Origin of the sequence: Bifidobacterium moraviense, assembly GCF_012932365.1 — a bacterium.
In the GTDB taxonomy this organism is placed as follows: domain Bacteria; phylum Actinomycetota; class Actinomycetes; order Actinomycetales; family Bifidobacteriaceae; genus Bifidobacterium; species Bifidobacterium moraviense.
In genome coordinates, this window is record NZ_JAAIIH010000005.1 from 56,987 (window position 1) to 83,853 (window position 26,867).

Annotated in this window: 19 protein-coding genes; 6 read left to right on the forward strand and 13 right to left on the reverse strand. The window is 68.8% G+C overall.

What is annotated here, in order from left to right:
• Positions 1-19: 19 nt before the first annotated feature.
• On the reverse strand, positions 20-847 hold the full coding sequence (locus tag G1C96_RS04940) for an aldo/keto reductase (RefSeq protein ID WP_169275545.1): 828 nt from the start codon (positions 845-847) through the stop codon (positions 20-22).
• Positions 848-1,002: 155 nt separating this feature from the next.
• Between G1C96_RS04940 and G1C96_RS04945 the strand changes: the two genes are divergently transcribed.
• Both G1C96_RS04945 and G1C96_RS04950 read left to right on the forward strand, forming a co-directional pair.
• On the forward strand, positions 1,003-1,863 hold the full coding sequence (locus G1C96_RS04945; RefSeq protein ID WP_169275546.1) for a Bax inhibitor-1/YccA family protein: 861 nt from the start codon (positions 1,003-1,005) through the stop codon (positions 1,861-1,863).
• 178 nt (positions 1,864-2,041) lie between these two features.
• Positions 2,042-2,995, forward strand: coding sequence for a DMT family transporter (locus tag G1C96_RS04950; protein WP_169275601.1), 954 nt, complete (start codon positions 2,042-2,044; stop codon positions 2,993-2,995).
• Positions 2,996-3,096: 101 nt separating this feature from the next.
• On the opposite strand, the gene G1C96_RS04955 is transcribed toward G1C96_RS04950, so the two are convergent.
• From G1C96_RS04955 to G1C96_RS04965, 3 genes are all read right to left on the reverse strand, one after another.
• A complete protein-coding gene (locus G1C96_RS04955) occupies positions 3,097-5,343 on the reverse strand; it encodes an ArnT family glycosyltransferase (protein ID WP_240945105.1) in 2,247 nt (748 codons plus the stop codon).
• A 31-nt stretch (positions 5,344-5,374) separates the two neighbouring features.
• Positions 5,375-6,382 carry a dolichyl-phosphate beta-glucosyltransferase gene (locus tag G1C96_RS04960; RefSeq protein WP_169275547.1) on the reverse strand — a complete coding sequence of 336 codons (1,008 nt, stop codon included), beginning with the start codon at positions 6,380-6,382 and terminating at the stop codon, positions 5,375-5,377.
• Positions 6,383-6,555: 173 nt separating this feature from the next.
• The gene (locus G1C96_RS04965) at positions 6,556-7,155 is read right to left on the reverse strand and encodes an Ltp family lipoprotein (protein WP_169275548.1); all 600 of its coding nucleotides are present in this window, start codon (positions 7,153-7,155) and stop codon (positions 6,556-6,558) included.
• A gap of 286 nt (positions 7,156-7,441) precedes the next feature.
• Here G1C96_RS04965 and G1C96_RS04970 point away from each other — a divergent pair, with 286 nt between their 5' ends.
• The 3 genes from G1C96_RS04970 to G1C96_RS04980 all read left to right on the forward strand — a co-directional run bounded on the left by G1C96_RS04970 (position 7,442) and on the right by G1C96_RS04980 (position 11,999).
• Entirely contained in the window at positions 7,442-8,869 is a 1,428-nt protein-coding gene (locus G1C96_RS04970) for a histidine kinase (RefSeq protein ID WP_417852170.1), read from the forward strand.
• A gap of 214 nt (positions 8,870-9,083) precedes the next feature.
• The gene (locus tag G1C96_RS04975) at positions 9,084-9,713 is read left to right on the forward strand and encodes a response regulator (protein ID WP_240945113.1); all 630 of its coding nucleotides are present in this window, start codon (positions 9,084-9,086) and stop codon (positions 9,711-9,713) included.
• A gap of 138 nt (positions 9,714-9,851) precedes the next feature.
• On the forward strand, positions 9,852-11,999 hold the full coding sequence (locus tag G1C96_RS04980; RefSeq protein ID WP_169275549.1) for a GmrSD restriction endonuclease domain-containing protein: 2,148 nt from the start codon (positions 9,852-9,854) through the stop codon (positions 11,997-11,999).
• Positions 12,000-12,320: 321 nt separating this feature from the next.
• Here the strand turns inward: G1C96_RS04980 and acnA are convergent, their stop codons facing one another.
• From acnA to G1C96_RS05015, 7 genes are all read right to left on the reverse strand, one after another.
• On the reverse strand, positions 12,321-15,035 hold the full coding sequence (acnA, locus tag G1C96_RS04985; RefSeq protein ID WP_169275550.1) for an aconitate hydratase AcnA: 2,715 nt from the start codon (positions 15,033-15,035) through the stop codon (positions 12,321-12,323).
• Between the two features lie 80 nt (positions 15,036-15,115).
• Positions 15,116-17,677: an HAD-IC family P-type ATPase gene (locus tag G1C96_RS04990; protein ID WP_169275551.1), complete on the reverse strand. Its 2,562-nt coding sequence runs from the start codon at positions 17,675-17,677 to the stop codon at positions 15,116-15,118.
• Between the two features lie 76 nt (positions 17,678-17,753).
• Positions 17,754-18,323, reverse strand: coding sequence for a type 1 periplasmic-binding domain-containing protein (locus G1C96_RS04995; RefSeq protein ID WP_169275552.1), 570 nt, complete (start codon positions 18,321-18,323; stop codon positions 17,754-17,756).
• A gap of 20 nt (positions 18,324-18,343) precedes the next feature.
• Complete coding sequence (locus G1C96_RS05000) at positions 18,344-19,618, reverse strand: class I SAM-dependent RNA methyltransferase (protein ID WP_169275553.1); 1,275 nt, start codon at positions 19,616-19,618, stop codon at positions 18,344-18,346.
• Positions 19,615-20,367, reverse strand: coding sequence for a DUF3159 domain-containing protein (locus tag G1C96_RS05005; RefSeq protein WP_169275554.1), 753 nt, complete (start codon positions 20,365-20,367; stop codon positions 19,615-19,617). The genes G1C96_RS05000 and G1C96_RS05005 overlap by 4 nt, the downstream gene beginning before the upstream one ends.
• Before the next feature lie 16 nt (positions 20,368-20,383).
• Positions 20,384-21,232 carry a DUF3710 domain-containing protein gene (locus G1C96_RS05010; protein WP_169275555.1) on the reverse strand — a complete coding sequence of 283 codons (849 nt, stop codon included), beginning with the start codon at positions 21,230-21,232 and terminating at the stop codon, positions 20,384-20,386.
• A gap of 92 nt (positions 21,233-21,324) precedes the next feature.
• Positions 21,325-22,185, reverse strand: a complete 861-nt coding sequence (locus tag G1C96_RS05015; RefSeq protein WP_169275556.1) for an exodeoxyribonuclease III — start codon at positions 22,183-22,185, stop codon at positions 21,325-21,327.
• A 141-nt stretch (positions 22,186-22,326) separates the two neighbouring features.
• On the opposite strand from G1C96_RS05015, the gene G1C96_RS05020 reads away from it, so the two are divergent.
• On the forward strand, positions 22,327-23,730 hold the full coding sequence (locus G1C96_RS05020) for a C1 family peptidase (RefSeq protein WP_169275557.1): 1,404 nt from the start codon (positions 22,327-22,329) through the stop codon (positions 23,728-23,730).
• Positions 23,731-23,855: 125 nt separating this feature from the next.
• Here the strand turns inward: G1C96_RS05020 and G1C96_RS05025 are convergent, their stop codons facing one another.
• The gene (locus G1C96_RS05025; protein ID WP_169275558.1) at positions 23,856-25,862 is read right to left on the reverse strand and encodes a dipeptide ABC transporter ATP-binding protein; all 2,007 of its coding nucleotides are present in this window, start codon (positions 25,860-25,862) and stop codon (positions 23,856-23,858) included.
• An 11-nt stretch (positions 25,863-25,873) separates the two neighbouring features.
• Entirely contained in the window at positions 25,874-26,860 is a 987-nt protein-coding gene (locus G1C96_RS05030; protein WP_169275559.1) for an ABC transporter permease, read from the reverse strand.
• Between the last annotated feature and the right edge of the window lie 7 nt (positions 26,861-26,867).

Consider the following 26,867-nt stretch of genomic DNA (forward strand, 5'->3'; position numbering starts at 1 on the left):
GGACTGCTGGAACGACCGGTCAGAAGTTGAAGTTGTCGGGGTCGGAGCCGTGGCGGCGGTTGATGCCCAGGTTCGACAGCGCCGCCATGTCGTCGTCCGTCAGCGCGAAGTCGAAGACGTCGAAGTTCTGACGGATGCGCTCCTCGTGCGTGGACTTGGGGATGACCACCACGCCGCGCTGCAGATGCCAGCGGATGATCGTCTGCGCCGGGGACTTGCCGTGCTCCTCGGCGACGCGCGCGACCACGGGGTTGTGCAGCAGGTCGCCTCCGGTGCCGCCCAGCGGGCTCCATGCCTCCACGGTGATGCCCTGCGCCCTGTCCCAGTCGATGAGCTCCTGATTGGGGAACTGCGGGCTCGACTCGATCTGGTCCGCCGCCGGCGTCAGATCCGAGAAGCTCCTGAGCTCCTCGAGATGATGGCGGTGGAAGTTGCTCACGCCGATCGCGCGGATGCGACGCTCGTTGTACAGTTCCTCCATCGCCTCCCACGCCTTCTGCCAGCCGTCGGCGGGCCAGTGGATCAGATACAGGTCCACGTAGTCGGTGCCCAGACGGTCGAGGCTCTCGAAGAACGCCTCGCGGGCGCGCCCGTCGCGCACGTCCTGGTTCCACAGCTTGGTGGTCAGGAAGACGTCGCGGCGCTTCACGCCGGACTCGCGCATGCCCTGCCCCACGGACTCCTCGTTGTCGTACGCCTTGGCGGTGTCGATGTGGCGGTATCCCGTCTCGAGCGCCCAGCGCACCGCGTCCACGGTCTCCTGCCCCTTCTGCGTGCGGAAGACGCCCAGACCGAGCTGCGGGATGGTGATGCCGTTGTTCAGGGTGATGGTCGGCTGATCGGCCATGTCTTACCTCCTTTGGTGAGTGGTTTCGATCATGCCCCATCGTAGGCGGGACGCCTCCCAAACGGCGTGCGCGCGCTCGCCGTGGGCGTATTCACCGTTCTGTAAGGTTGCTCCCCTACGGTGGGCCGTGTCGAAACAACCGAGAAGGAGCCGTCATGACGTTCGGTCGCATTCCCGACGATAACCAGCAGCCGCGGTACGGACAGCCGTACGCGGCTCCCCAGTACCAGCAGTATCAGCAGTATCAGCAGACGCCCGCGCAGGACCAGTACGCGCAGACGCCCTACGCGGGCACCGCGGGGGCCGGCGCCGCCACCATGGATGCCGGACTCGCCTACTCCTACGAGAAGGCGCAGCGTGTCTCCATCACCAAGGCCTACGGCGAGATGACCATCGGACTGGCCATCACCGCCGCAGTCGCCATCCTCACCCAGACCACCGGCGCGCTGTACGCGTTCCTCGCCGCCACCGGCATGGTCGGCTGGATCGGCCTCGCGGTCGTTCAGGTGGGTCTGGCCATCTATCTGGGCGCGCGCATCATGCGCATCACCCCCGCCGCGGCGCGCGCGATGTTCTACGTCTACGCCGCGCTCATGGGCTTCACGCTCAGTTCCATCTTCGCCGCGTACGACATCGCGGACATCGGCGTGTGCCTGGCGCTGTGCGCCGGGTTCTTCTTCGCGCTCACGATGCTGGGCCTGACCACGAAGTTCGACATGCTCAAGGCCGGTCCCATCCTGTTCGTGGGCCTGCTCATGCTCATCGTCTCGCAGCTCGTCGTCGCGATCTTCTTCCCGTCCGACGGCGCCCTGCAGCTCATCGCGGCGATCGGCGTGATCCTGTTCGCCGGCATGACCGTGTACGACGCCCAGTCCACGCGCGCGATCTTCCGCCAGTACCAGAGCCAGGGCCCGGACATGATCAGGAAGGTGTCGATCATCTGCGCGCTGAACCTGTATCTCGACTTCGTGAACATGTTCCTCTACCTGCTGCAGCTGTTCGGCAACCGCGACTAATTCCCGCCGTCTCGCCGGAACATCGTTCGAAGCCCCCGGATCGCCTCGAAAGCGGTCCGGGGGCTTCGCGTTGCCGTCGCGTTGCCGTCGCGTCCCCGCCGCGTCCCCGCCGTCGTTTCGTCATCATGCCGGATTAGCGTTGTCCCCCATGAGCATGGGAAGCAAGGAACCGGTCGGCATGCTGTGCCTGCTGCTGACGGCGCTGATCTGGGGATTCTCGTTCGTCTCGCAGGTGCAGGGCATGGACACGATGACGCCGCTGTTCTTCAACGCGACGCGATTCACGCTGGGCGCGCTCTCGCTGCTGCCGGTGATGATGGTCGCCGGACGCGGACGGGGCCGCGGGCATGGGAGTGCGCCCGGCGCGGCGGCGGACGACGGAGACCGGCGCCGCCAGGGGCGCTCGTGGCTTTCCAGCCCGGCGTTGGTGGGGGCGCTGTGCGGCGTGTTCCTGTTCTCCGCGAGCACGCTGCAGCAGTACGGCATCATGTTCGGACGCTCCGCGGGCCGCGCCGGGTTCATCACGGCGCTGTACATCGTGATGGTGCCGCTGCTGGCGTTCGTCTTCCTGCGGCGCCGCATCACGGTGACGGTGGCGGCGAGCGTGGTCGTCGCGATCGCGGGGTTCTATCTGCTGTGCATCACCGACGGATTCGGTTCGCTCACGTTGGCCGACGCGTTGCTGCTGTTCACGGCGCTGCTGTTCGCGGCGCACATCCTGATCATCGACACGCTCGGCGCGCGGGTCGATCCGCTGAGGCTGTCGTTCGCGCAGTTCGTCACCACCGCGGCGCTGAGCTGGGTTGGCTCGTTCGTCGAGGGCTCCGTGGACTGGGCGGGCGCGGCGGGCGCGTGGATGCCGGTCCTGTATGCCGGTGTGGGGTCGGTGGGCATCGCCTACACGCTGCAGGTGGTGGGCCAGCGTTGGGTGCCGCCGACGCGCGCGTCGCTGCTCATGAGTCTGGAGTCGTTCTTCTCCGTGGTGGGCGGGGCGCTGTTCCTCGGCGAGGCGATGACGCTTCGCGGATATCTGGGCTGCGCGCTGATCTTCGCCGGCACGATGATGGCGCAGATGCCTGCGCGGCTGCCGCGGAGACGGTCCGGGCGACCGGCGGATCGAACCGGCCGCTGACCGCGGCGGAGACGCCGGGAAGGCCCGGACCGATCGTCCATCGGTGGTGACGATCGGTCCGGGCCTTCCCGTTCGGGGCGCGGGTCTTCTTTCCCGTTCCGTCACTCCGTCTGGGTGGCGGTCTGGGTCAGGTCGTAGATGGTGACGCCGTCGACGGTCTGCGCCTCGAAGTTGGCGGCGACCCATTCGGCGATCTCGCTGGCGGCGCTGGAGCCGCCGAGCTGGTTGCCGCCCATGCCGCCACCGCCGATGTAGTAGTGGATGCGCCCTTCGGCGACGTACTGCTTGAACTGTTCGAGCGTGGGGCTCGGATCCGAGCCGTTGAAGCCGCCGATCGGCATGACCGCCTGCTCGCTGGCGAGCTGGTAGCTGGCCGCGTTCTGGGATCCGGTGGTCGCCGCCGCCCAGGTGTACTGGTCGGCGTTCTCCTGCAGCATCTCGACGACGGTGCTGCTGGCGGTGCCGCCGCCGAGCAGTCCGCCCGCGCCGCCGCGGCCGCCGCCCATGCCGGTGCCTTCGGCGTTGCCGCCGTCGCCCGGACGCGTGCCGTCCTGCGTCTGGCTCTGGTTCTGGCCGTCCGAGCCGCCGTCGCCGCCGGGGAAGCCCCCGTCGGATGAGCCGCCATCGGAACCGCCGTCGCCCATGGGACCGCCCATGCCGCCGCGGCCGCCGGGACCTCCCTGACCGCCGGGGCCGCCGCCCATGCCGGTGGAGTTGGTGACATTGGGGCCGGCGGTGACGATTGAGCCCTGATGGCCGGTGGACACCGTGTAGGCGGTCCATGCCACGGGCCCGATGGCGAGCGCCACGGCGGCGAGCACGAGCGACGCCGCTCCCGCGACGTTGAGCGCCGCGGTCGCCTCCATGCCTCTGAGCGCGCGCAGACCGCGCATCGGCACCGCCGCGAGCGCCAGCACGGCCAGCGCGACCGTGGCGATGAGACCGAAGACCAGCACCGGCGCCTTGAGCGCGGGCATCCAGGTGGAGCGGCCGAGCAGTTCGATGCTCCACAGCGTGCAGACGAGCACGGTGAGGGATGCCGCGGCGCGCGCCCAGCAGGTGTTCCGGCGCGACCAGAGCGCGGATGCGGCGATGCCGACGAGCGCGGCGAGCGCGGGGGCGAGCGCCACCGTGTAGTACTGGTGGAAGATGCCCGCCATATGGCTGAAGGTGAGCCAGGTCACCAGCAGCCAGGCGCCCCAGACGATGACGCTGGCGCGGCGCACGTCGGTGCGGCGCGCACGGCGCGTGACGATGAGTCCGGCGATGATGCCCATGGCGGCGAGCGGCGCGAGCCAGGCGATCTGGCCGCCGTATTCGCCGTCGAACAGTCGCGTGATGCCGGTCTGGCCCCACATGCCGCCGCCGTTGCCGTTGCCGCCGCCGCCCACGACGGCGCCGGTCTCATCGCCGGTCAGACGGCCGAGGCCGTTGTAGCCGAAGGTGAGTTCGAGGAACGAATCGGCCTGCGAGCCGCCGATGTAGGGGCGCGAGCCGGACGGCACGATGACGGTGAGCAGCACCCACCATCCGGCGGAGACCACCAGCGCGAGCACGGCGGCGAGACCGTCGACGATGCGGCGCGGGAATCCGGTGGGCGAGGCGACGAGAAACGCCAGGGCGAAGCCGGGAAGCACCAGGAAGACCTGCATCTGCTTGGTGAGGAATCCGAAGCCGATGAGCACGCCGGCGAGCGCCATCCATGCGGTGCGTCTGCGGTTGGCGCGGCGTTCGTCCGGGTATTCGAGCGATCGCAGCACGGCGTAGGCGGCGCCCGTCATGAGCGCGACGAGCAGGGCGTCCGGGTTGTTGAACCGGAACATGAGCGCGGCCACGGGCGTGGTGGCGAGCGTGAAGCCGGCGATGATGCCGGCCCAGTTGCCCCAGGTCCTGCGGACGCACGCGTAGACGAGCCAGACGGAGATCACGCCGCAGATAGCCTCCGGCAGGAGGATGGCGAACGAGCTCAGTCCGAGGATGCGCACGGACAGGGCCATGAGCCAGATCGCTGCCGGCGGCTTGTCCACGGTGATGGAGTTGCCTGCGTCGGAAGAGCCCCACAGGAACGCCCGCCAGTCCACGGATCCGGCTTGCGCCGCGGCCGAGTAGAACTCGTTTGCGTAGCCGGATGCGGTGAGGTTGACGAACATGACGATGAGGCTGAACCCCATGAGCGTGCCGAGGCCGATCCAGTCGGCGCGCGTGCGTCTGGCGGCGACCGACTCGCGGACGGTGACGACGGGTTCCGGCTGCACGAACCGTCCTCCCGTCATCCATGCCGTCGCCTGTCGGACGTATCCGCGGATGCCGCGGCCTGCGGACACGGCGGGTGATGCTGCGTTGACCATCAGTTTGCGTTCTCCTTGCGTGTCCGGATGTTCATGCCGTCGCCGCGGCCGCGGCGGGTCCCGTCTTGCCCGACGTCCCGGCGACCGCCGTCCTGCCGCGTCCGTCCGGTGCCGGCGGCACGGCGGCCTCGGCGTTCGCCCGCATGCGCGAAAGCGTGCGGCGCATGCGCCACATGCCGGCGAGGTCCTTGCGCACGGTGTCCGGGATGTTGACGGTGGTGCCGGCGTCCTCCACCCAGTGGACGGGGAACTCCCAGATGCGCATGTTAACGGTCTGCGCCAGCAGCAGCATCTCCGTGTCGAAGAACCATTCGTCGTCCCGGATGAGGGGCAGCAGATACCGCGCCGCCTCGGACGTCATGCCCTTGAAGCCGCACTGGGCGTCGTGGAACGCGGCTCCCAGCATGACGCGCAGCATGGTGTTGTAGGTGCGCGAGATGACCTCGCGCTTGGCGGAGCGGACGACCTGCGACTCGTCGAACAGGCGGCATCCGATGGACACGTCGGCCCCGCCGTACAGCAGCGCGCCGATGAGCTCGTCGGTCTGCGCGATGTCCGTGGACAGGTCCACGTCCATGTAGGCGACGACCCGTGCCCGGGATTCGCCCCACGCGAGCTTGAGCGCACGGCCGCGCCCCTTGGCGGGGATGCGGATCGCGCGGACCCGTTCGGGGTACTGCGCGGAGAGCCGCTCGGCGATGCCCCAGGTGGCGTCGGTGCTGGCGTTGTCCGCGATCACGATGTTCCAGGTGTAGGCCCAGCCCTCGCGTCGGTGCGTCTCCAGATGGTTCATCAGAGTGACGACCGAGGCGGCCAGCTGCTCCTGCTCGTTGTAGACGGGGATCACGATGTCCGCGTCCACGCGGCGCGGGGCGCCGGCGTGCTGGGCGATGACGTCGGCGGGGCCGGGAACGCCGGCGCCGACGGCGACGGCTTCGACGGTCCGGGAACCGCCGTCCGTGGGAAGAGCGTCGCTCCGACGGGGAGCGGCTGCCGGCGCTGCGGGGCCGGCCTGCGGAATGTTGGTTTCGTTGTTCATGGTCCCCATCGAACCGTCGCAGCCCGAACGCGAACCGACTTCCCCGTGCGATTCCTCCCGGAAAGACGGCAAAGCTTTCAGGAGGTTTCCTGAAAGCTTGCCGAATATCCGTGACCCCGCCGTGATCGGGACATCATCATGCGTTCATGACATGGCGAGGGTATCTTCCGCACTCAATCGTTGAGGTGCTGAATGGCGTAGTCCGCTTCGGATTGGGTGAACTTGTCGCCGTACTCGCTCGTCAGCTGATCGTGGATCGCGTTGGGAGACATGGCCATATCCTTCTGATAGATCTTTGCCTTGGCCAGCGCATTGGCATTCCAATCCGTCTGAACGTTATCCGCTGCGTATTGGGCAGCTTCCTGAGAGAACTGTCCACCGTATTCGCTCGTCAGCTGAGCGAGTAGACCTGCCTTCGACATATGCATCACGTTCGCATAGGTATCGGCCTGCTTTAGCGCGGATTGGTATTCCGCGGGCACGCTCGGCTCGGCGGACTGCTGAGGCTGCTGCGCCGATTGTGACGGAGCCGCGGTTTGGGACGGTGCATCGTTCTGCGTCGTGGTCTGCTGCTGCGATGTGGTTTGTTGCGACACGGTCGTCGGAGCGGATGACTGATCACCCGTCGACTTCATGCCTTGTCCTCCGATGGCCGCTACCGCGATCACGACGATCACCCAGAACCACCAACGCTTCCAGATCGGCTTTTTGGTCTTCTCCGCATTCTTGCCGTTCACGGGCTGCGTCTGCGCAGTCGTTTTCGAGTCTCCCATGGTCGTTCTTCTTTCTCGAATCTCGATAGGTCCATGCTCACGGTATGAAAACATGCATCGTTGCCGCTACTGTCCGACCGGTCGTTTCTCTCTGCCCGTTCGGGCAACGTGCATGTCAACACGGTGCCCGTTCGTCCCATGGTGTCGGACCGCGGAATGGCGATACGGTGGAGTCATGCTTCAATCAGACAGACCGCATCGCGCCATGCCGAGACCATGGGCGCATCCGCAGACGCCGGCGCCGGACGAGGTGCCGGTGCGCACGCGTCGCTGGTGCACGGCCGTGATGATCCCGTGCGCGGTCTTCTGCTGTCTGGCGCAGTGCTCGTTCGCCGCGCAACGGTACGTGGCCGACGCCGCGAACGCCATGGGCACGCTGATGATCGTCGCCACGCTGCTGTCCTTCGTGCTGCCGTTCGTCCTGCTGCTGCGCGACGCACGCCCGGAACCGGTGTTCTGGTGCTGCTGCGCGATCGTCTCGCTGCTGCCCTACAGCCCGGCGCTGATGCTGATGTCCCTGACCTCGCTGCTGGCGAGGAGGCGCGACCGGTCGCGCACGCTGCGCGCGATCGTGGCCGGATCCGTCGTCTCGGTGTGGGCCGAGACGCGTGACGCCTATCATCCCGCGGACTCCTCGTTCTGGCACATGGTGTTCGCCAAGCCGGGAACCGGCACCAACGGCGTGCCGCTGGTGCCGCTCACCGACGACCTGACGATCGTCATCTTCGCCATCGTCGCGGCGATGACGGAGACGCTGGTCGCCGTGCTCATCGGACTGCACATCCGCTCGAAGGCCGCGCTCGACGAGGCCGACGCCCGCGTGAACGCGGCGCGGCACCACGCGGAGAACCTGCAAACGGACCTCAACAACCAGCAGCTCGCGGACGCCATCGCCGCCGAGGCGCACGACACGCTGGCGCACTCGCTGTCGCTCATCGCGCTCAACGCCAGCGCGCTGCAGACCGAGGCGTCGCACCTGCCCGATTCGGCGCAGGCCCGCACGCTGGCGCAGAAGGCCGAGGACATCCGACGTCAGTCGGCGGGCGCGCTGGACGAGGCCCATTCGATCATCAACATGCTGCGCGACCCCGCACAGGCATGGCGGCAGCTCGGGCCTTCCACGAGCACGTCGCTGACCCGCGAATCGCTGGACGATCTCATCACCGACGTCCGCAACAGCGGCATGCAGCTCAACACCTGGATCGACATCAGCCAGATCAGCACCCTGGACGACGACATCGCCAAGGTGGCGTACCGCGCGGTGCAGGAGGGACTGACCAACGCGCGCCGCCATGCGCCCGGCACGCCGGTGTCGCTGGAGGTCGCCGCCGCGCCTCAGGACGGCGTGCACATCCACATCAGCAATCCGGTCCCCGCCGACCGGGAAGCGACGCGTGAGGCGGTTCCCCCCGCGCCGGACATGCCGGCGTCTGCGACGACACCGTCCGCGCCGTCATCGATCGCGCCGGCACAGGCCGCGGCACCCGTCTCCGGGACACCCGCATCCGGGAAACCCTCATCTCGCACGGGCGCGTTGCCGTCTCCCGACCCGGCGTCCAGACGGGAGACGCCGCCCGGCGTGCCGGAGGCCCGCAACGGCGCCGGTCTGCCCGGGCTGGTGGCGCGCGTGCGTTCCGCGGGCGGCACCTGCCGGTACGGCGTCGACGAGCGACATGTCTTCCACGTCGACGTGACGCTGCCATGGCACGGTTAAGATGGCCAACGTGAGCGAGAAGAGCAGCGACGACGGATACGGACGGGTGCAGGACGCGGGGAACGCGGGCACGGGCATCGTCACGGGTGAGGCAGTGCCCGGATCGGCCAAGCAGGGCATGACCGTCCCGCACGCGGACGGCGCGGAAGCGCCGGACGCGCGGACGCCGGTGAACGCACGCACCGTCACCGTGAGCGTCATCGACGACGACCCGATGATCTGCCAGGCGATGAGCCTGATCCTCACCGACTATTCGTCGGGCCGCCTCACCGTCATCTCCACGTCCACCGACGGCGCGACCTGTCTCGAACGGGCCGCGGCGGAGCACCCCGACGTGGTGCTCATGGACATCGCCATGCCCGGCATCGACGGCATCGAGACGACGCGGCGGCTGCGGGCGCTGCCCGACGCGCCGCACGTGCTCATGCTGACGTCGCTCAGCCCCGCGGGCACCGTGGAACGCGCGATCGAGGCAGGGGCCGAGGGATTCGTCTCCAAGACCGACGCGCCGGGCGAGATCATCCGCCGCGTGCTGGGCGTATGCGACGGCGACCCGCAGTTCAACCCCTCCAGCCAGCGCCAGCTCATCGCCGACCTCAACGTCTCCCGGCCGCAATCCCGGAGGGACGAGGCCAGGGCGCTGCTGGACCGGCTGCCGGAGCGCGAACGCGAGGCCGTGGTCCTCGCCGCCGAGGGATTCACCAACGCGGAGATCGCCCAGCGCATGTTCATCTCCGAACGCACCGCGAAGGCCCACCTCTCCTCCGCCGCCGACAAGCTCGACATGGGACGGGTCCAGATGGCCCGGCTCGTGGAGCGCGCCGACCTGCCCATGCGGCCGTAGCGTCCTTCGCCCGTCGTCCATCATCCGTCGCCCGCCCATCGCCCGTCCATCCGCCGCCGGTCCGCCGCCGGGCACATACACGCACGTTGCTAGGGTGGAACCATCGGCGCACGAAGCGCCGCAAGCCAAGGGGGTCGCATGGCGATCAATGCGCAGGAACTGACGCTCAGCAAGGTGTTCACGCCGGATTTCCGACTGACCATCCCGTCCTTCCAACGCGCATACGTGTGGAAGGTGCAGAACATCCTCCAGCTCGTGGAGGATCTCGAGCAGGCATGCAAGACCCCCGGCATCCCCTACTTCCTGGGGTCGCTCATCCTGGTGCGCGAGGAGGACCGCCGGTTCAGCGTCATCGACGGCCAGCAGCGACTCATCTCGCTATCGATCATCATCGCGGCGCTGCGCGACCACGAGCAGGACGCCGACTGGATGGAGAAGCTCGACGGACTGCTCATGGAACACGGCGACAAGCTGCGCGGCATCGAGCACGAGCCGAGACTGACCCTGCGCGAGCGAGACGCCGCGTTCTTCCGCGAATACGTGCAGGAAGGCAACCTCGAGCCGCTGTTCGACCTCAACGAGGACGACCTGCCCACCGGCGCCCAGCGCAACATCTTCCGCAACACGCGCGCCGTGTACGATGCGCTCGACAACCTCGACGCCGACGAGCGGCATCATCTGGCCTCGTACCTGGTCAACGGCGTCACGCTGGTGATCGTCACCACCGATGACCTGGACGGCGCGCACCGCATCTTCGACGTGATGAACATGCGCGGACTGCCGCTGACCGCCGCCGACGTGTTCAAGTCGCACGTCGCCGCGGCGCTCTCCCCCACGCAGCTCGACGCCTACGCCGCGCGGTGGGACGACATCATGGACCCGCTCGGCGACGATTCGCCGGTCATCGAACGCTTCTTCACCGCCCTGACCGTGATCCTCACCAGAGACCGGGCCCGAGGCAACCTGATCGACGACTTCACCACGCGCGTGCTGCGCCCATATCTGGACGACGGGAAGGCCGCCGCGTTCATCGACGACGTGCTCGCCCCATACTCCATGGCATGGCGCGTCATCGAACGCCCGTCCGCGGCGACGGCGCTGCCCGGAAACGTCACTGACAGGCTGGAGGCGCTGAACGACTACGGCAGCGACGAATGGAAGCCCGTGGCCATGTGGGCGCTGGTCCACTCGTTCCGCGGACTCGGCGATCCCGACGCCTCGCCGTTCGCACCGGCAGACACGGCGCAGGCAGACACGCCGCAGCGCGCACGGCATGGCTCGCACGCGGGAGCCGGCGGGACCGCCGACCTGGGCGCGCACGACCTGCAGCGGCTGGACGACGTCCTCGCCGCGCTGGAACGGGTCACCGGCGTCGCCACGCTCACCCGCATGAGCGCCTACGACCGTCAGGCGCTGCCGGTCAACGCCGTCCGCGGACTCGACAAGGGACTCGCGCTGCGGCAGATCAGCTCGCTCAACGTCGGCTCGCGGGAACGCAACGCGGCGCTCATCCGCCTGCACGGCAACTTCCAGGGCGAGGACGACCTCGCCCGGCTCCTGCTCGTCCGAGCCAACGAACAGCTGACCGGCCGCCGGCTCGCCAGGCCGCGACGCCTGTGCGTGCTGCCCATCATGCCGTTGGACATCGCGCACGCGGCATCGTTCTCCGGCTGGTCGCAGGACGACCACGACCGCTGGCTGCCGCGGCTGGGCAACATGGTGCTGGCGCAGGGCGACCGGAAGCAGCTCGACTCGCTCTCCGAATACGCGGACCGCCGCGAACGCATCACGCTCAAGAAGGACTCGCAACGGTTCCCGCTGACCAGACAGCTCAACGACTTCGGCGCGTGCACGCCCGAGATGCTGGCGCACCGGCAGGAGACGACGATACGGCTGATCGCCGAATACTGGGGCATCCGCTACGACGAGCGGCACACGGACCTGACGGAGAAGACCCCGGAGGAGCTGGATCCCGCATCCGCGACCGCGCGACCGCAGCGCGGGTCGAAGCGCGTCACCATCAGCCAGGTCATCGCCGCGGGACTCCTCATCCCCGGGGAGAAGCTGGTGTGGGAACGGCCGCGCAAGGGCGAACGATGGTTCGCGACGGTGACCGAGAACGGACGCTTCCGCCTCGACGACGGATCGGAATATCCCACGCCGACGGCCGCCGCACGCGCCGCGGCGGGAGGACGCCGCAGCGGCGGACTCGAAGTGTGGAAACGCGTCTCCGACGGGCGCAGCCTCTCCGACATCTGGCAGACGTACCGCAGAGGCGCCGCGTAAGCGCCATGCCGGGCGGAATGCCCGGCGATCCTCCGCCGTCCCCTGAACGAAAGGGCCGCGTTCCCCCATCATGCCGAGCGGAGCGCGGCCCTGCTCCCGTCATCCTGACGCCATCCTGCCGCACATGGGCGGGGCGCCGTACTCTCCCGTCAGCCGTACTCTCCCGTCATCCTGAGCGAAGCCCTTCAGGGCGCAGTCGAAGGATCCTTGGACGCCCGGGAAACGGACATCCCGGAGAGTCCAAGGATCCTTCGGATCCGGCGTTCACCTTCGCTCAGGATGACGTTTGTTCGGACGACGAAAACGTCGCCCGAACAAACGTCACTTCATGAGGTTCCTCAGCACGTACTGCAGGATGCCGCCGTTGCGGTAGTAGTCGGCCTCGCCGGGGGTGTCGATGCGCACCACGGCGTCGAACTCGGTGACCGAGCCGTCCGCGTGCGTGGCGGTGACGTGCACGGTCTTCGGCGTGACGCCGGAGTTCAGCTCCTCCACGCCGGAGATGTCGTACGTCTCCGTGCCGTCCAGCCCCAGCGACTCGTAGGATTCGCCCTCCGGGAACTGCAGCGGCAGCACGCCCATGCCGATGAGGTTGGAGCGGTGGATGCGCTCGAAGCTCTGCGTGATCACGGCCTTGACGCCCAGCATCACCGTGCCCTTGGCAGCCCAGTCGCGCGACGAGCCGGTGCCGTACTCCTTGCCGGCGAGCACCACGAGCGGCACCTTGTTGGCGATGTAGTCCTCGGACGCCTCGAAGATCGTCGTGGGCTTCTTGGCCAGGAAGTCGTAGGTGAAGCCGCCGGGCGTGACCTCCTCGCCCACCGAGGCGAGCAGCTGGTTGCGCAGGCGGATGTTGCCGAACGTGCCGCGCACCATGATCTCATGGTTGCCGCGCCTGGAGCCGTACGAGTTGAAGTTGCGCTGCTCCACGCCGCGTTCGATCAGATAGCGGCCAGCCGGGCTGGACGCCTTGAACGCGCCGGCCGGGGAGATGTGGTCGGTGGTCACCGAATCGCCCAGCAGCGCCAGCACGCGGGCGCCGTGGATGTCCTTCACGGGCTCCGGTTCGGCGCTCATGCCGTCGAAGAACGTCTGGCGGCGCACGTACGTGGACTTCGGATCCCACGCGAAGCGCTCGCCCTCCGGCACGTCGAGCCCCTTCCAACGCGCATCGCCGTCGAACACGGACGCATAGTCCTTGACGAACATCTCGCGGCTGACCGTATCGGCCACGACCTGCTCGATCTCCTCGTTGGACGGCCAGATGTCCTTGAGGTACACGTCGTTGCCGTCCCGGTCGACGCCCAGCGGCTGCGTGGCGAAGTCGAAGTCCATGGTGCCGGCCAGCGCGTATGCGATCACGAGCGGCGGTGAGGCGAGGTAGTTCATCTTGACGTCGGGGCTGATGCGGCCCTCGAAGTTGCGGTTGCCGGAAAGGACCGCCGTGACCGTCAGGTCGTTGGCGTTGATGGCCTCCGAGATCTCGGGCAGCAGCGGGCCGGAATTGCCGATGCAGGTGGCGCAGCCGAAGCCGACCAGCTCGTAGCCCAACGCGTCCAGATCGTCCTGCAGACCCGCCTTGGCGAGATAGTCCGCCACGACCTGCGAGCCGGGCGCGAGCGACGTCTTCACCCACGGCTTGGGCTTCAGGCCCTTGGCGTGCGCGTTGCGCGCGATCAGGCCGGCCGCCACCATCACGGACGGGTTGGACGTGTTGGTGCAGGAGGTGATCGACGCGATGGCCACGTCGCCGTTGTTCAGCGCGAAGTCGCCGCGGAAGTCGGTCGACACGGCCACCGGATCCTTCACGGTCCTCTCGGTCTCGTAGGCCGGCAGCGTCTTCTCGAACATCGGCTTGGACTCGGCGAGCACGATGCGGTCCTGCGGGCGCTTCGGGCCGGCGATGGACGGCACCACGGTGCCGAGGTCGAGCTCGAGGTACTCGGAGTACTGCGGCTCCACGTAGTCGGGCGCGGACGCGTCGCCCCACAGCTTGTTGGCCTTGGCGTATGCCTCCACGAGCGCGACCTGCTCGTCGGAACGGCCCGTCAGACGCAGGTAGTCGAGCGTCACGTCGTCGATCGGGAAGATGCCGCACGTGGAGCCGAACTCCGGGCCCATGTTGCCGATCGTGGCGCGGTTGGCCAGCGGCACGGACGCGATGCCCTCGCCGTAGAACTCCACGAACTTGCCCACCACGCCGTGCCTGCGCAGCATGTCGGTGATGGTGAGCACCACGTCGGTGGCGGTGACGCCCTCCGGGATGGAGCCGGTGAGCTTGAAGCCCACGACGCGCGGCACCAGCATGGAGATCGGCTGGCCCAGCATGGCCGCCTCGGCCTCGATGCCGCCGACGCCCCAGCCGAGCACGCCCAGGCCGTTGACGGTGGTGGTGTGCGAATCGGTGCCCACGCAGGAGTCGAGGTACGCGAGGTCGCGGCCGTCCGCGAGCCCGGTCTCCCCCGCAGCCTTGGTCATGACGACCTTCGCAAGATACTCGATGTTGACCTGATGGATGATGCCCGTTCCCGGCGGCACCACGCGGAAGTTGCGGAACGCCTGCTGGCCCCAGCGCAGGAACTGGTAGCGCTCGCCGTTGCGCTGGTATTCGATGTCCATGTTCTGCTTGAGCGCGTCCGGCGTGCCGTACTTGTCGATCTGCACGGAATGGTCGATGACCATGTCGGACTGCACCTGCGGGTTGATGACCTCCGGGTCGCCGCCGAGATCCGCCACGGCGTCGCGCATCGTGGCGAGATCCACGACGCACGGCACGCCGGTGAAGTCCTGCATCACCACGCGGGACGGGGTGAACTGGATCTCGTGGCTCGGCTGCGCGTCCGCGTCCCAGTCGAGCAGCGCCCTGACGTGGTCGTCGGTGATGTTGGCGCCGTCGATGTTGCGCACCAGATTCTCCACCAGCACCTTGAGGGAGTAAGGCAGATGGTCGATGCCGGGCAGATTGTCAATGCGGTAATAGTCGAAGTCCTTGCCTCCCACGCTGAGCGTGGACAGCTGGTCATCGCGAACGGACATGCTTCCTCCGTGCTTGAACGTCGTTGTGTGGATGATCCTGATTATCCGCGCAACAGTGGTCGGTTACGTAAACATGAACTCTAGCGTGTCGCGGTCATGCGTGCGATAATCCGCCAGATCATGGGCACGATCCACAGGCACAGGAGGAACACCGCGGCCGATCCGGCCATGGCGACGAACGTGGCGGGGATGAGCGTGCCGCCGGGCACCACGAGCGCGAAGAAGCGCCGGACGAACGGGATGAACAGGCCGATCACGCCGGCCGCCGCGAAGCAGGCGACCAGCACGCCGCGCCATCCGTTGAGCGGACGGGCCACGCGGGCGAGCACAAAGATGCCCATGACGAACAGGATGATCGCGCAGGTGGCCCTGAGATTCGCGAGGTCGGCGTCCGAGGCGTCCACGTCCCATCCCATGACGCGCGGCAGCGCGTAGGCGGCCAGCAGCACCGAGGCCGCGGTGGCCACGCCGCCGGGCAGCGCGAAGTGCACGACGCGTCGGAGGAACCCGGGCATGTAGCGGCGCGTGTTGGGCGCGAGCGCGAGGATGAAGGCGGGCATGCCGATGGTCAGCGCGCCGATGTACGTGATGTGCCGCGGCAGGTACGGGTACGGGATCTGCGTGAGCACCACGGCGAGGGAGATGAGCGCCGAGTAGACGGTCTTGACGAGGAACAGGCTGGCCACGCGCTCCATGTTCGCCATGACCTGACGTCCGCGCGCCACGACGTCCGGCAGGTGCGAGAACCGCGAATCGACGAGCACCACCTGCGCCACGGCCTTGGTGGCGGACGCGGCGTTGCCCATCGCGATGCCGAGGTCCGCCTCCTTGAGCGCCAGTGCGTCGTTGACGCCGTCGCCGGTCATCGCCACCACGTGGCCCTGCGTGTGCAGCGCCTTCACGATGGCCTTCTTCTGGTCCGGCAGCACGCGGCCGAGCACGTCCACGTTCTCCAGCACGCGCGCCAGCTCGTCCACGTCCTCGGGCAGGTCGCGCGCGTCCATGGCCACGGGCGGTTCGTCGCCGGTGAGGCGCACCCGTCGGGCGATGGCGCCCACGGTGACGGGGTTGTCGCCGGAGATGACGCGGCAGCGCACGCCCTGTTCGCGGAACCAAGCGAGCGTGGGTTCGGCGTCGGCCCGGATGCGTTCGGAGCACAGGACGAGCGCCTCTGGACGGGCGTGAGGGTTCAGGCCCGGCGCGTCGGCGAGGGACGCGGCGGCGGAGCGGGAGACGTCCGCGCGGGCGACGAGCAGCACGCGGCTGCCGTCCGCGGCGTGGGCGTTGACGCGCTCCAGCACGTCGGGACGGTCCGCGTCGAGCGCGGACAGCAGCACCTCGGGGGCGCCCATGAACCAGACCGTGCCGTCGGGGCGCGCCACCGCGCTCCACTTGCGCGCGGAGGAGAACGGCACGCGCGCGGACACGTCGCCGGGGGCGAGTCCCGCTCCGTCTCCCCCGTCTCCCCCGTCGTCTCCTGCGCCGAGCGCCGCGAGCACGGCGAGCCCGGTGCCGTTCGGGTTCTCCTCGTTCGCCAGATCGTACAGGGCCTGCAGCGCCTCGGGTTCGCCGGTCGCCGCGCCGGGAAGCATCTCGATCCGGTCGAACGCGATGCCGCCGTCCGTGATGGTGCCGGTCTTGTCCAGGTTCAGGCAGTCGACGCGCGCCAGCGTCTCCACGGACTCCAGCTCCTGCACCAGCGTCTGCCGGCGCGCGAGCCTCATGGCGGCGAGCGCGAAGTTGAGCGAGGTGAGCAGCACCAGGCCCTCCGGTATCATGCCCACCACGCCGGCCACCGCGGAGACCACGGCCGCGCGCCATTCGCCGGTGGCGAGCGCATGGTCCCATCCGCCCACGGCGCGGATCTGCGACCAGACGAGCAGCACGCACAGCGGCACCACGAGGAACGTCATGAACTTGAGGATCGTGTTGATGCCGCGCGTCAGGTCGGACACGGTCTTCTTGTAGACCTTCGCCTGCACGGTGAGCGTGGCCGCGTAGCCGTGCTCGCCCACGGCGTTCACCTCCGCGAGCGCCATGCCGGAGACGGCCGTGGACCCGGAGTAGATCTGGTCGCCCTCCCCCTTGCGCACGGTGCGCGACTCGCCGGTGAGCATCGACTCGTCGAGCTCCAGCCCCCACGTGCGCACGATCCTCGCGTCGGCGGGCACCTGGTCGCCGCCCCTGAGCCACAGGAGGTCCCCCAGCACGATCTCGTCGTGGCGCACCTCCACGTCCCGTCCGCCGCGGCGCACCGTGAAGCGCGAGGCCACGAGGATGGACAGGCGGTCGAGCGTGCGCTTGGCCTTCAGCTCGGTGACGATGCCGATGCCGGTGTTGATGATGATGACGAAACCGAACACCGCGTCCCTCCACGACCCGGTGACGAGCACCATGACCATGGCGGCGAAGATGATGCCGTTGAACAGGGTGAACACGTTGGCGCGCACGATCTCGGCCACGGAGCGCGACGAGCGCGTCCGCACCCGGTTGGCCTGCCCCTGCGCGGCGCGTTCGGCGGCCTGCGCGTCGGTCAGGCCGGTCTCGGGAACTTCGGGGAACGCGGCGGCGGATGCGGACGGTGCGGGCTCGGCGGGCGCCGGCGACGCGGCGCGGCCGGCGGATGCGGCTTGGGAGGTCATAGTTCGTAGCCTAGCCGCAGCATGCGCTGGACGGTGCGGTCCGTCGACGGATGCGTACGAAACGCACGTATGCCGGTCAGCCCAGGCGCACGTCCATGGTCTTCTCGTGCGCGTGGTCGTCGATCACCTGGATCGCCGCGTCGTGGACCGTGGGCGCGGACGGATCGTCGGTGACGTGGAAGATCACGGCGTACAGCGTCTCGTCGAGCGTCACGGGGGCGGTGGGATCCACGAGGATGACCGGATATCCGGCCTCGCGCGCCGTGGCGAGGCCGTCCGCCCAGCCGTTGACGTCGTTGGGGCCGATCATCACGGCCGACAGGTTGCGGTTGGTGGCGTCCACGATGGCGCGGTTGCCCGAGGACGGGTCGATGCCCTGCATCGACATGTAGGCCGTGTTGAGCCCGGAGTCCTGCAACGCGTTCACGACCGGACGGTCGGTGGACGATTCGCCCGTGGAGCCCACGTAGATGATGATGGCGTCCCACACATCCACGCCGTCGTGCTGGATGGAGGGTTCGACCGCCTGCGTGTCGCCCACGGCCACGCCGTTCGGCACGCATGCCGCGCAGAGCGACGCGACGGAGGCGAGCGCCGCGAGCGATGCGGCGGCGCGCGCGACCCGCCGGATGCTGTTCCTTGCCATTGCCATAGGACGCGATTGTATTAGGCCCGGCGGAACAGGGCCACCGTCTCGACGTGGTGGGTCATCGGGTAGATGTCGAACGCGCGCACGCTCGCCGGCACGTAGCCGAGTTCGCCGAACGTCGCGGTGTCGCGCGCGAGGCTCGTCGGGTCGCAGGCGACGTAGACCACGGCCCGGGCGCCGGATGCGGCGATCCTGCGGCACACCTTGGCGCGGGCGCCGGCGCGGGGCGGGTCGAGCACCACCACGTCCGGGGAGGCGAGATCGTCCGGCACCTGCGCGAGGGTTTTGGCCACGTCGCCGCAGCGGGCGTCCACGCCGTCCAGACCCGCGGCGCGCAGGTTGCGCCGGGCGCTCTTCACGGCGGCGGGCGCGCCTTCGACGGTGAGCATGCGCGTGCGCGGCGCGGCGAGCGCGGCCAGCGGCAGCGAGAACAGGCCCGAGCCGGAGTAGAGGTCCCAGATCGTGGCGTTCCCGGCGCCGTCGAGCGCCCCGCGCACCAGCGAGAGCACGTATTCGGGCAGACGCATGGGCGCCTGACGGTGGATCTGCCAGAAGCCGGCGGCGTCCACGTCGTAACGGAAGCCGCGTCCGTCCACGCGGATGCGTTCGGTCAGGCGGCGGCGTCCCGCGACGAGCTCGCCGTCGACCAGCACGGCGAAGTCGTCGTCCCCCGCCGCATCGCCGTCCGCCGCGCCGCCGCGCGGTTCGGGCACCGCCAGCCGGATCTGCGCGCCGGGCTCGAAGCCGCCGTCCCACACGTGCTCGCGCCGGGCCACGTCGAGCAGCGCCCGGCTAGCCAGCGGCATGTCGTCCAGACGCACGCGCACGTGCGATCCGCGGCGACGCATCGAGGCGAATCCCTCCTCGTCGGCGATCAGCTCGATGCGGGTGCGCCAGTGCAGGCCCTGCTCCCCCTCGTCCCCGGGCATGCGTTCCACGTCCACGTCCACGTCCACGTGTCCCAGACGGCGCATCTGCTCGGCCACCGTGGCGGCCTTCCACCTCAGCTGCCCGGGCAGCGAGACGTGCACCAGATCGGCGCCGCCCACGCCGCCGCCGAACGCGAGCGGTCCGGCCAGCGGCCAGACGGGGTCGACGCGGTCGTCGCTCGGCTCCAGCACCTGGGTGACCTCGCCGGTCCAGAAACGGTCGTCGCGCTCATGCGGCTCGTCGAGTTCGACCGTCACCAGCTCTCCGGGCAGGGCGAAGCGGACGAACACCACGCGCCCGTCGATGTGCGCCACGCAGCGTCCCTGATCGGCGTAGCGTTCGATGCGCACCTGTGCCTTCATGCGGTGCGGTTCCTTTCCGTCGGTTCCGTGGGTTCCGTGGGGCCGGCGAGCGCGCGGGCGCGGTGCCGGTGCAGCGGCGTGGCGATGACGAGATACGAGACCCAGATCGCCATCGCCCACAGCGGGATGCCCATGATCAGACGCGCGATGCCGAGCGCCGCCACGTTGTCCGCCAGCCACAGCGGCACCTGCACCGCCAGACGCAGCCCGAACAGGGCGATCCACAGGCCCGTGACGATCATGTACGCGCGCCACAGCGCCCGGTCGCCGCGCCAGTCGGCCAGCCACGCGCGCAGGTTCGACGTGGGCAGCGTGCGCACGAACTCCACCATCAGGCCGATGCCCGGCACGCGCACGATCATGGACAGCGACAGCAGCGCCAGATACACGGCGTTGGTGATGAAGCCGAACGTGTAGTAGTTGCGCGCCTCGTGGCTCTTCCATGCCCAGACCAGGCAGATGCCCACGGCGATCAGCCCGCTCAGCGCGCCCATCACCGACTGGCGCTGGACGAGCCGGGCCAGCACCTGCACGCCGGCGAGCACCGCGGAGACGATCACCGTGAGCTCGAGGTTGGAGGTGGCAATGAACATCACCACGAACACCAGTCCGGGCAGCAGGGACTCGACCACGCCGCGCGGACCGCCGATCGCCTCGATCACCGAGAAGTCGTCGGCGTCCGCGCCTGCCAGCGAGGCCAGTCCCGTGCGTCTGCGCGCGTCCCGTCCGGCCGCGTTCCCGTCGCTCATGCCTGCCATGCGGGGATCAGCGCACCTCGGAGAACATCGGACCGCGCGAGAGCGTGGTCTTGGTCTCGGTCTCGTGGTCGGAGTTGAACGGGCCCTGCGGGCGTCCCGGGATCACGCCGTCGGCGGCGTCGTCCTGCTCGCCGTTGGCCGCGGCCTCGGCCATCGCGCGGCGCTGGGCCGGGGTGATGGGCGGGTGCATGGGGATCATGTCGCGCGGGGCGAGCGGCTCCTCGCCGCGCACCACGACGACCTTGGTGAAGTACTCGTCGAGGACCTTCTTCTGCTCCTCGCCGTCCTCGGCGGCCTTGCCGGCGAAGATGCCGCGCAGCATCCAGCGCGGGCCGTCCACGCCCACGATGCGGGTGAGCACGGTGCCGCCCTTGAGGTGCACCGGCAGCAGCAGTTCCTTGCCGAAGGTGCCGTCCACCTCGGTGGCCTCCTGGTTGGCGTCGCGCAGATCGGCGCGCACGTCGTCCCACAGGCCCATGGTCTTCGGCGCGGCGTAGGCCTCGAGCTCCAGCGTGGAGTTGCCCACGGTGATGATGGCGCCCAGCACGGCGCCGGTCGCGCGGTCGCCCTTGAGGCGCAGCGCGGCGTTCTCGAACTGCATGGGCAGCATCGGCAGCATCAGGGAGCCGATGTCGAGGTACTCGTCGTAGTCGGGCACGTCCTCGTCGTCCACGTCCCACGGGCCGGTGGTCTCGCCGCGGCCGGAGAAGCCCTCGGCGGCCTGCTCGTCGGCATCGGTCTGCTCATCGGCCTCGGAGGCCTCGGCCTCGACGGCGTCCTTCTTCGTCTCGTCGGCCTCGGCCTCGGACGCGGCGTCGTCCTGATGCTTCTTCTTGCCGAATCCAAACAGTCCCATGGTTCCTCATTTCAAACACGGATCGCAGGTTGCAACGTTGCCAAGCCTAGCACCCCGCCTTGGCGTCGCCTGAACGCGGGATGCGCCCGTCCTCACACGTCGTAGCGGACGGTCAGCGGCGCATGGTCGCTCCAGCGCGCCTCGTACGTGGGCGCCTTGTCCACCACGAACCCGCACGCGGTCTCCGCGAGCTCGGGCGTGGCGAACTGGTAGTCGATGCGCCATCCGACGTTGTTGTCGAACGCGCGGCCGCGCTGGCTCCACCACGTGTACGGCCCGTCGATGTCGCCGGCGAGGTAGCGCACCACGTCCACGAACTCGTATTCGTCGGTCCAGCGGTCCACGTAGGCGCGCTCGGCGGGCAGGAACCCGGCGTGCCTGACGTTGGCCTTCGCGTTCCTGATGTCCAGCGGGGTGTGCGCGATGTTGAAGTCGCCGCACAGCACGGCCTGGCGTCCGCCGCGCGCGGCCTCGTCGCGCAGCGCGGCGAGGCGCTCCCCCATGGCGTCGAGGAAACGGTACTTTTGCGCCATCTTCGTCTCGTCCTCGGCCTGGCCCGCGTGCACGTACACGCAGGCCACGGTGATCACGTAGCCCTGCGGCGTCCTCACGTCGGCCTCGATCCAACGCCCGGAGTCCACGTCCTCGTCGAGGCCCGGCAGTCCGAAGCGGCGTCCGAGCACCTCCAGATCGGTGAGGAGGCCCACGCCGGCGCGTCCCCTGACGCGGCACACCTCGTTCATGCGGCCGAGATCGCCGGGACCCTTCACCTTGCCGGCGGCCGCATACTCCTCGGCGAATCCGTCGAAGATCGCGTCGACGTCCTGCTGCGGGGCGCGCACCTCCTGCATGCACCACACGTCCGGCGCGTTGGCGCGCCCCCATGCGTCGATGCCCTTGCGCTTCGCCGCGCGGATGCCGTTGAGGTTCGATGTCGTGATGGTGATCGTCATATCTGCCGACCATACCGCTCCTCCCCTACCGCGCATGCCGCGCCGCGCATCCCCGCGCCGTCCGCCGCGGCCGCGGCGCGCCGAGTAGACTTCCGCACGGGCGGGCCCGAGGAGCCCGCACGATCCGACGAAAGGAATCCCATGGCATCATCCGCGTCCGCGACGGCCATCACGCCCGAACAGCTCAGCGAATACTCGAAGGCGTTCAACGCCGACCGCGCCAACCTCGTGGCCGCCAACGCCGCGACGTCGGTCGGCGTGCTCGCCGCCGCCACCGCGTACCGCGGCGTGCGCGAGCTGCCGCGCACGTTCTCGATCGAGCTGAAGCAGGGCTCGATCACCAACCAGAAGCACTCCGGCCGCTGCTGGATGTTCGCCGCGCTCAACACGCTGCGCTACGAGCTCATGCACCGCTGGAACCTGGAGGACTTCGAGTTCTCGGAAAGCTACCTGTTCTTCTACGACAAGCTGGAGAAGACGAACTTCTATCTGGAGAACGTGCTGGCCACGCTGGACGAGCCGACCGACGGCCGAGTCTTCCAGGAGATCAACGCCGGCCCCGCCGACGACGGCGGCTGGTGGCAGATGTTCGTCAACCTCGTGAACAAGTACGGCCTCGTGCCCAAGAGCGCCTACCCGGAGACCGCGAACTCCGAGGATTCCGCCGCGTTCGGGCAGTACCTCAACACCAAGGCGCGCGAGTTCGCCGCCGAGCTGCGCGACCGCCATGCGGCGGGGGCCTCGGTCGACGAGCTGCGCGAGGCGAAGCGCGCGATGATGGCGACCGTGTACCGCATCTGCGCGATCGCCATGGGCGAGCCGCCGGCGCGCTTCGACCTGCTGCTGCGCGTCAAGGACGGCGCCGACGACGCAACGAAGGACGGCGACGCCCACTCCGGCATCGACGCGCGCCGCCGGATCGTCGAGCGCGGCATCACGCCCCGCGAGTTCGCCGCCAAGTACGTCGGCGAGGACCTCGACGGCTTCGTCTCCATCGTCAACGCGCCGCTGAAGAGCCGCCCGTACTGGCGCCGCTACGAGCTCGCCTACACGGGCAACGTGGCCGAGGCGGGGCTCATGGGCTTCGTCAACGTGCCGCTCGACGCGTTCCGCAAGGCCGCCGTGGACCAGCTCGCCGCCGGCCACCCGATCTGGTTCGCCTGCGACTGCACGCAGTTCGCGCTGCGCAAGGCCGGCATCTTCGACCGCGCCAGCGTGCGCGTGGACGAGCTGTTCGGCACCGAGTTCACGTTCGACAAGGCGCAGGGGCTGGAGTACGGCGACAGCCCCTCGAACCACGCGATGACGCTCACCGGCGTGAACCTGGACGAGCAGGGCCGTCCCGACCGCTGGAAGGTGGAGAACAGCTGGGGCAAGGACAACGGCGAGGACGGCTACTTCGTGGCCTCCGCCGACTGGTTCGACCGCTTCGTGCAGGAGCTCATCATCCGCAGGGAGTATCTGGACGAGCGCACGCTGGCCGCCGCGGACGGCGAGGCGACGGTGATCCAGCCGTGGGAGCCGATCTCCCGCATCTGCCGCTGATGCAGCGATTCCACGCCTTCTGACGCGAATGAGCCCCTTCCCGCATTCCACGGGAAGGGGCTCATTCGTTGTCGCGGCGATATCGAAGCGCTAGTGCAGCGCCATCGCGGACGCGCGCAGTCGGCTCAGTCGAGGCCGAGCTGCAGCTTGCCGCCGGGGATGGCGTCGAGCAGGTCGCGCGTGTACTGCTTCTGCGGGTGGTCGAACACCTCGTCGGTGGTGGCGTGCTCCACGAGCCTGCCGTGCTGCATCACCACGACCTCGTCGGCGATCTGGCGCACCACGGCCAGATCGTGGGTGATGAACAGGTAGCTCAGGCCCTTCTCGGCCTGCAGGTCGTTGAGCAGACGCAGCACCTGGTCCTGCACCAGCACGTCGAGGGCGGACACGGCCTCGTCGCACACGATCACGTCCGGCTCGAGGGCCATGGCGCGCGCGATGGCGATGCGCTGGCGCTGGCCGCCGGACAGCTCGTTCGGGTAGCGGCCCATGACGCTGACCGGCATCTCGACCATGTCGAGCAGCTCGCGCACGCGCTTGGAGCGGCTCTTCTTGTCGCCGATGCCGTGGATGCGCAGCGGCTCCTCGATGGAGCGGAAGATCGAGTACATCGGGTCGAGCGAGCCGTACGGGTTCTGGAACACCGGCTGCACGTGGCGGCGGAAGTCCAGGATGTCCTTGGCCTTGAACGTCGAGGTGTCGCGGCCTTCGTACGTGATCTTGCCGGAGGTGGGCGTGAGCAGGTGGAGCACCATGTTCGCCACGGTGGACTTGCCGGAGCCGGACTCGCCCACGATGGCCAGCGTGGTGCCGCGCTTGACGGAGAACGAGACGTCGTCGACGGCCTTGAACATCTCCTTCTTGCGCGGGAGCTTGAACTCCTTGGTCAGATGCTCCACGGTGATGATGTGCTCGCTCTTGGCCAGCTCGTTCTCGCCGGCCACCTTGTGCTCGAGCAGCGCGTCCGTGTTCTCGCCGCGCTCCTTGGCTGAGATGATGCGCTGGGAGGCAAGCGACGGGGCCGCGGCCACGAGGCGCTTGGTGTACGGGTGCTGCGGGTGCTGGAGCACCTCGAGCGACGGGCCGGACTCGACGACCTGACCCTTGTACATCACGACGATGTGCTGGGCGCGCTCGGCGGCGAGGCCCAGATCATGGGTGATGAAGAGCACGGACGTGCCCAGCGAGTCGGTGAGCATGTGCAGATGGTCGAGGATCTTCTTCTGCACGGTCACGTCGAGCGCGGAGGTCGGCTCGTCGGCGATGAGCAGATCGGGGCGGCACGCCAGACCGATGGCGATGAGCGCGCGCTGGCGCATGCCGCCGGAGAACTCGTGCGGGAACTGGCGGGCGCGCGTGGCGGCGTCCGGCAGGCCGGCCTCGGACAGCAGGCCCGCGATGCGGTCCTCCATCGTGGAGCCGAGCACGTACTTCTTGGCGATGGCCCACGCCTCGTCGTCCTTCACGCCGGCGTCGATGAGGTCCTTGGCCACGCGCCAGCGGGTCTCGGAGCCGGGCACCCACTCGTCGCGGAAGTAGTTCATCTCCTCCTCGACGCGCTTGACGCCGTTCTTCTCCAGAGCGGCCTTGGCGGCGTCGAGCAGCGCGGGCAGGTCCTTGGAGGCGACGAAGAGCTCGTCGTCCTCGCCCTTGAGCGCCACGGAGGAGTCCTCGGACGCGAGGGCGGCGGCCAGCTTGGAGCGCTTCTCCTTGGAGACGTCCATGTTGTTGGCGTCGAGCGCCTCCTTGACCTGCGTGCCGATGCGCCACACCGGGTTGAGGTTGCTCATCGGGTCCTGCGGGACCAGGCCGATCTTGGAGCCGCGCAGCTTGTCGTACTCCTTCTGCGAGAGCCCGGCGATCTCCTGGCCCTCGAGCTTGATGGAGCCGCCCACGACGTGTCCGGTGCCGGGCAGCAGGCCCAGCACGGCCATGGCGGACGTGGACTTGCCGGAGCCGGACTCGCCCACGATGGCCACCCACTGTCCCGGGTAGACCGAGAACGAGGAGTTGCGCACCGCGTGCACGGCCTTGCCGGTGTCGGTGGTGAAGTCGACCTGCAGGTCCTTGACTTCGAGGATCGGGCCCTGCTTGATCTGCTGGGCTGCGATGATGCTCTGGTTGTCAGTCATGATTCCTCCACTCACGCCGTACGGGCCTTGGGGTCAAGCGCATCCTGCACCGCGTCGCCGAGCATGATGAACGCGAGCACGGTGATGGCGAGGGCCGCGGACGGGTAGAACAGGACGGACGGGTTGGTCCTCAGGTACTGCTGGGCGGTGGAGATGTCGCCGCCCCAGCTCACCACGGAGCTCGGCAGACCGATGCCGAGGAAGCTCAGCGTGGCCTCGGAGACGATGTAGCTGCCCAGGGACATGGTGGCGATGACGATGGCCGGAGCGAGCGAGTTCGGCAGGATGTGGCGGAACAGGTTGCGTCCCGGCGTGGAGCCGAGCGCCAGCGACGCCGTGTTGAACTCGAGGTTCTTGGCCTCCATCACCGCGCCGCGCACGATGCGGGCCATGGAGACCCAGCCGAACAGCGTCAGCGTGAAGATGACCTTCCAGATGGAGGAGGAGGTGCGGAACATCTGCAGCAGCACGATGGCGCCGAGCAGCAGCGGCACGGCGAAGAAAATGTCCGTCAGGCGGGAGAGCACCGCGTCCACCCAGCCGCCGAAGAAGCCGGCCACGGCGCCGATCAGGCCGCCGAGGACGCTCACGAGCAGCGTGGTGTAGATGCCGATGGCCACGGAGGTGCGCGCGCCGTAGATCACGCGGGCGTACACGTCGCAGCCCTGGTTGTTGAAGCCGAACGGATGGCCCGGGGAGGCCGGCTCGAGCGAGTAGGTCAGGTCGCAGTCGCGCGGGTCGATGCGGGTGAACAGCTGCGGGAAGAGCGCCACCACGAACACGAGGACCACGAGCACGGCGGAGACGATGAACAGCGGGTTCTTGCGCAGGGTCTTCCACGCGTCGGCCCACATGCTGGTGGGCGGGTTGGTCTCGTCGACGGTGTCGACGTCCTGCAGCGGCGTCTCGTCGAGGGGCGCCACGTAGCGCTCCTGACCGGGCAGCGGGTCGGCGAAGAACTCGTCCGAGTTCTGGTTGATGTTCTGGTCGTTAGACATGGGTTGT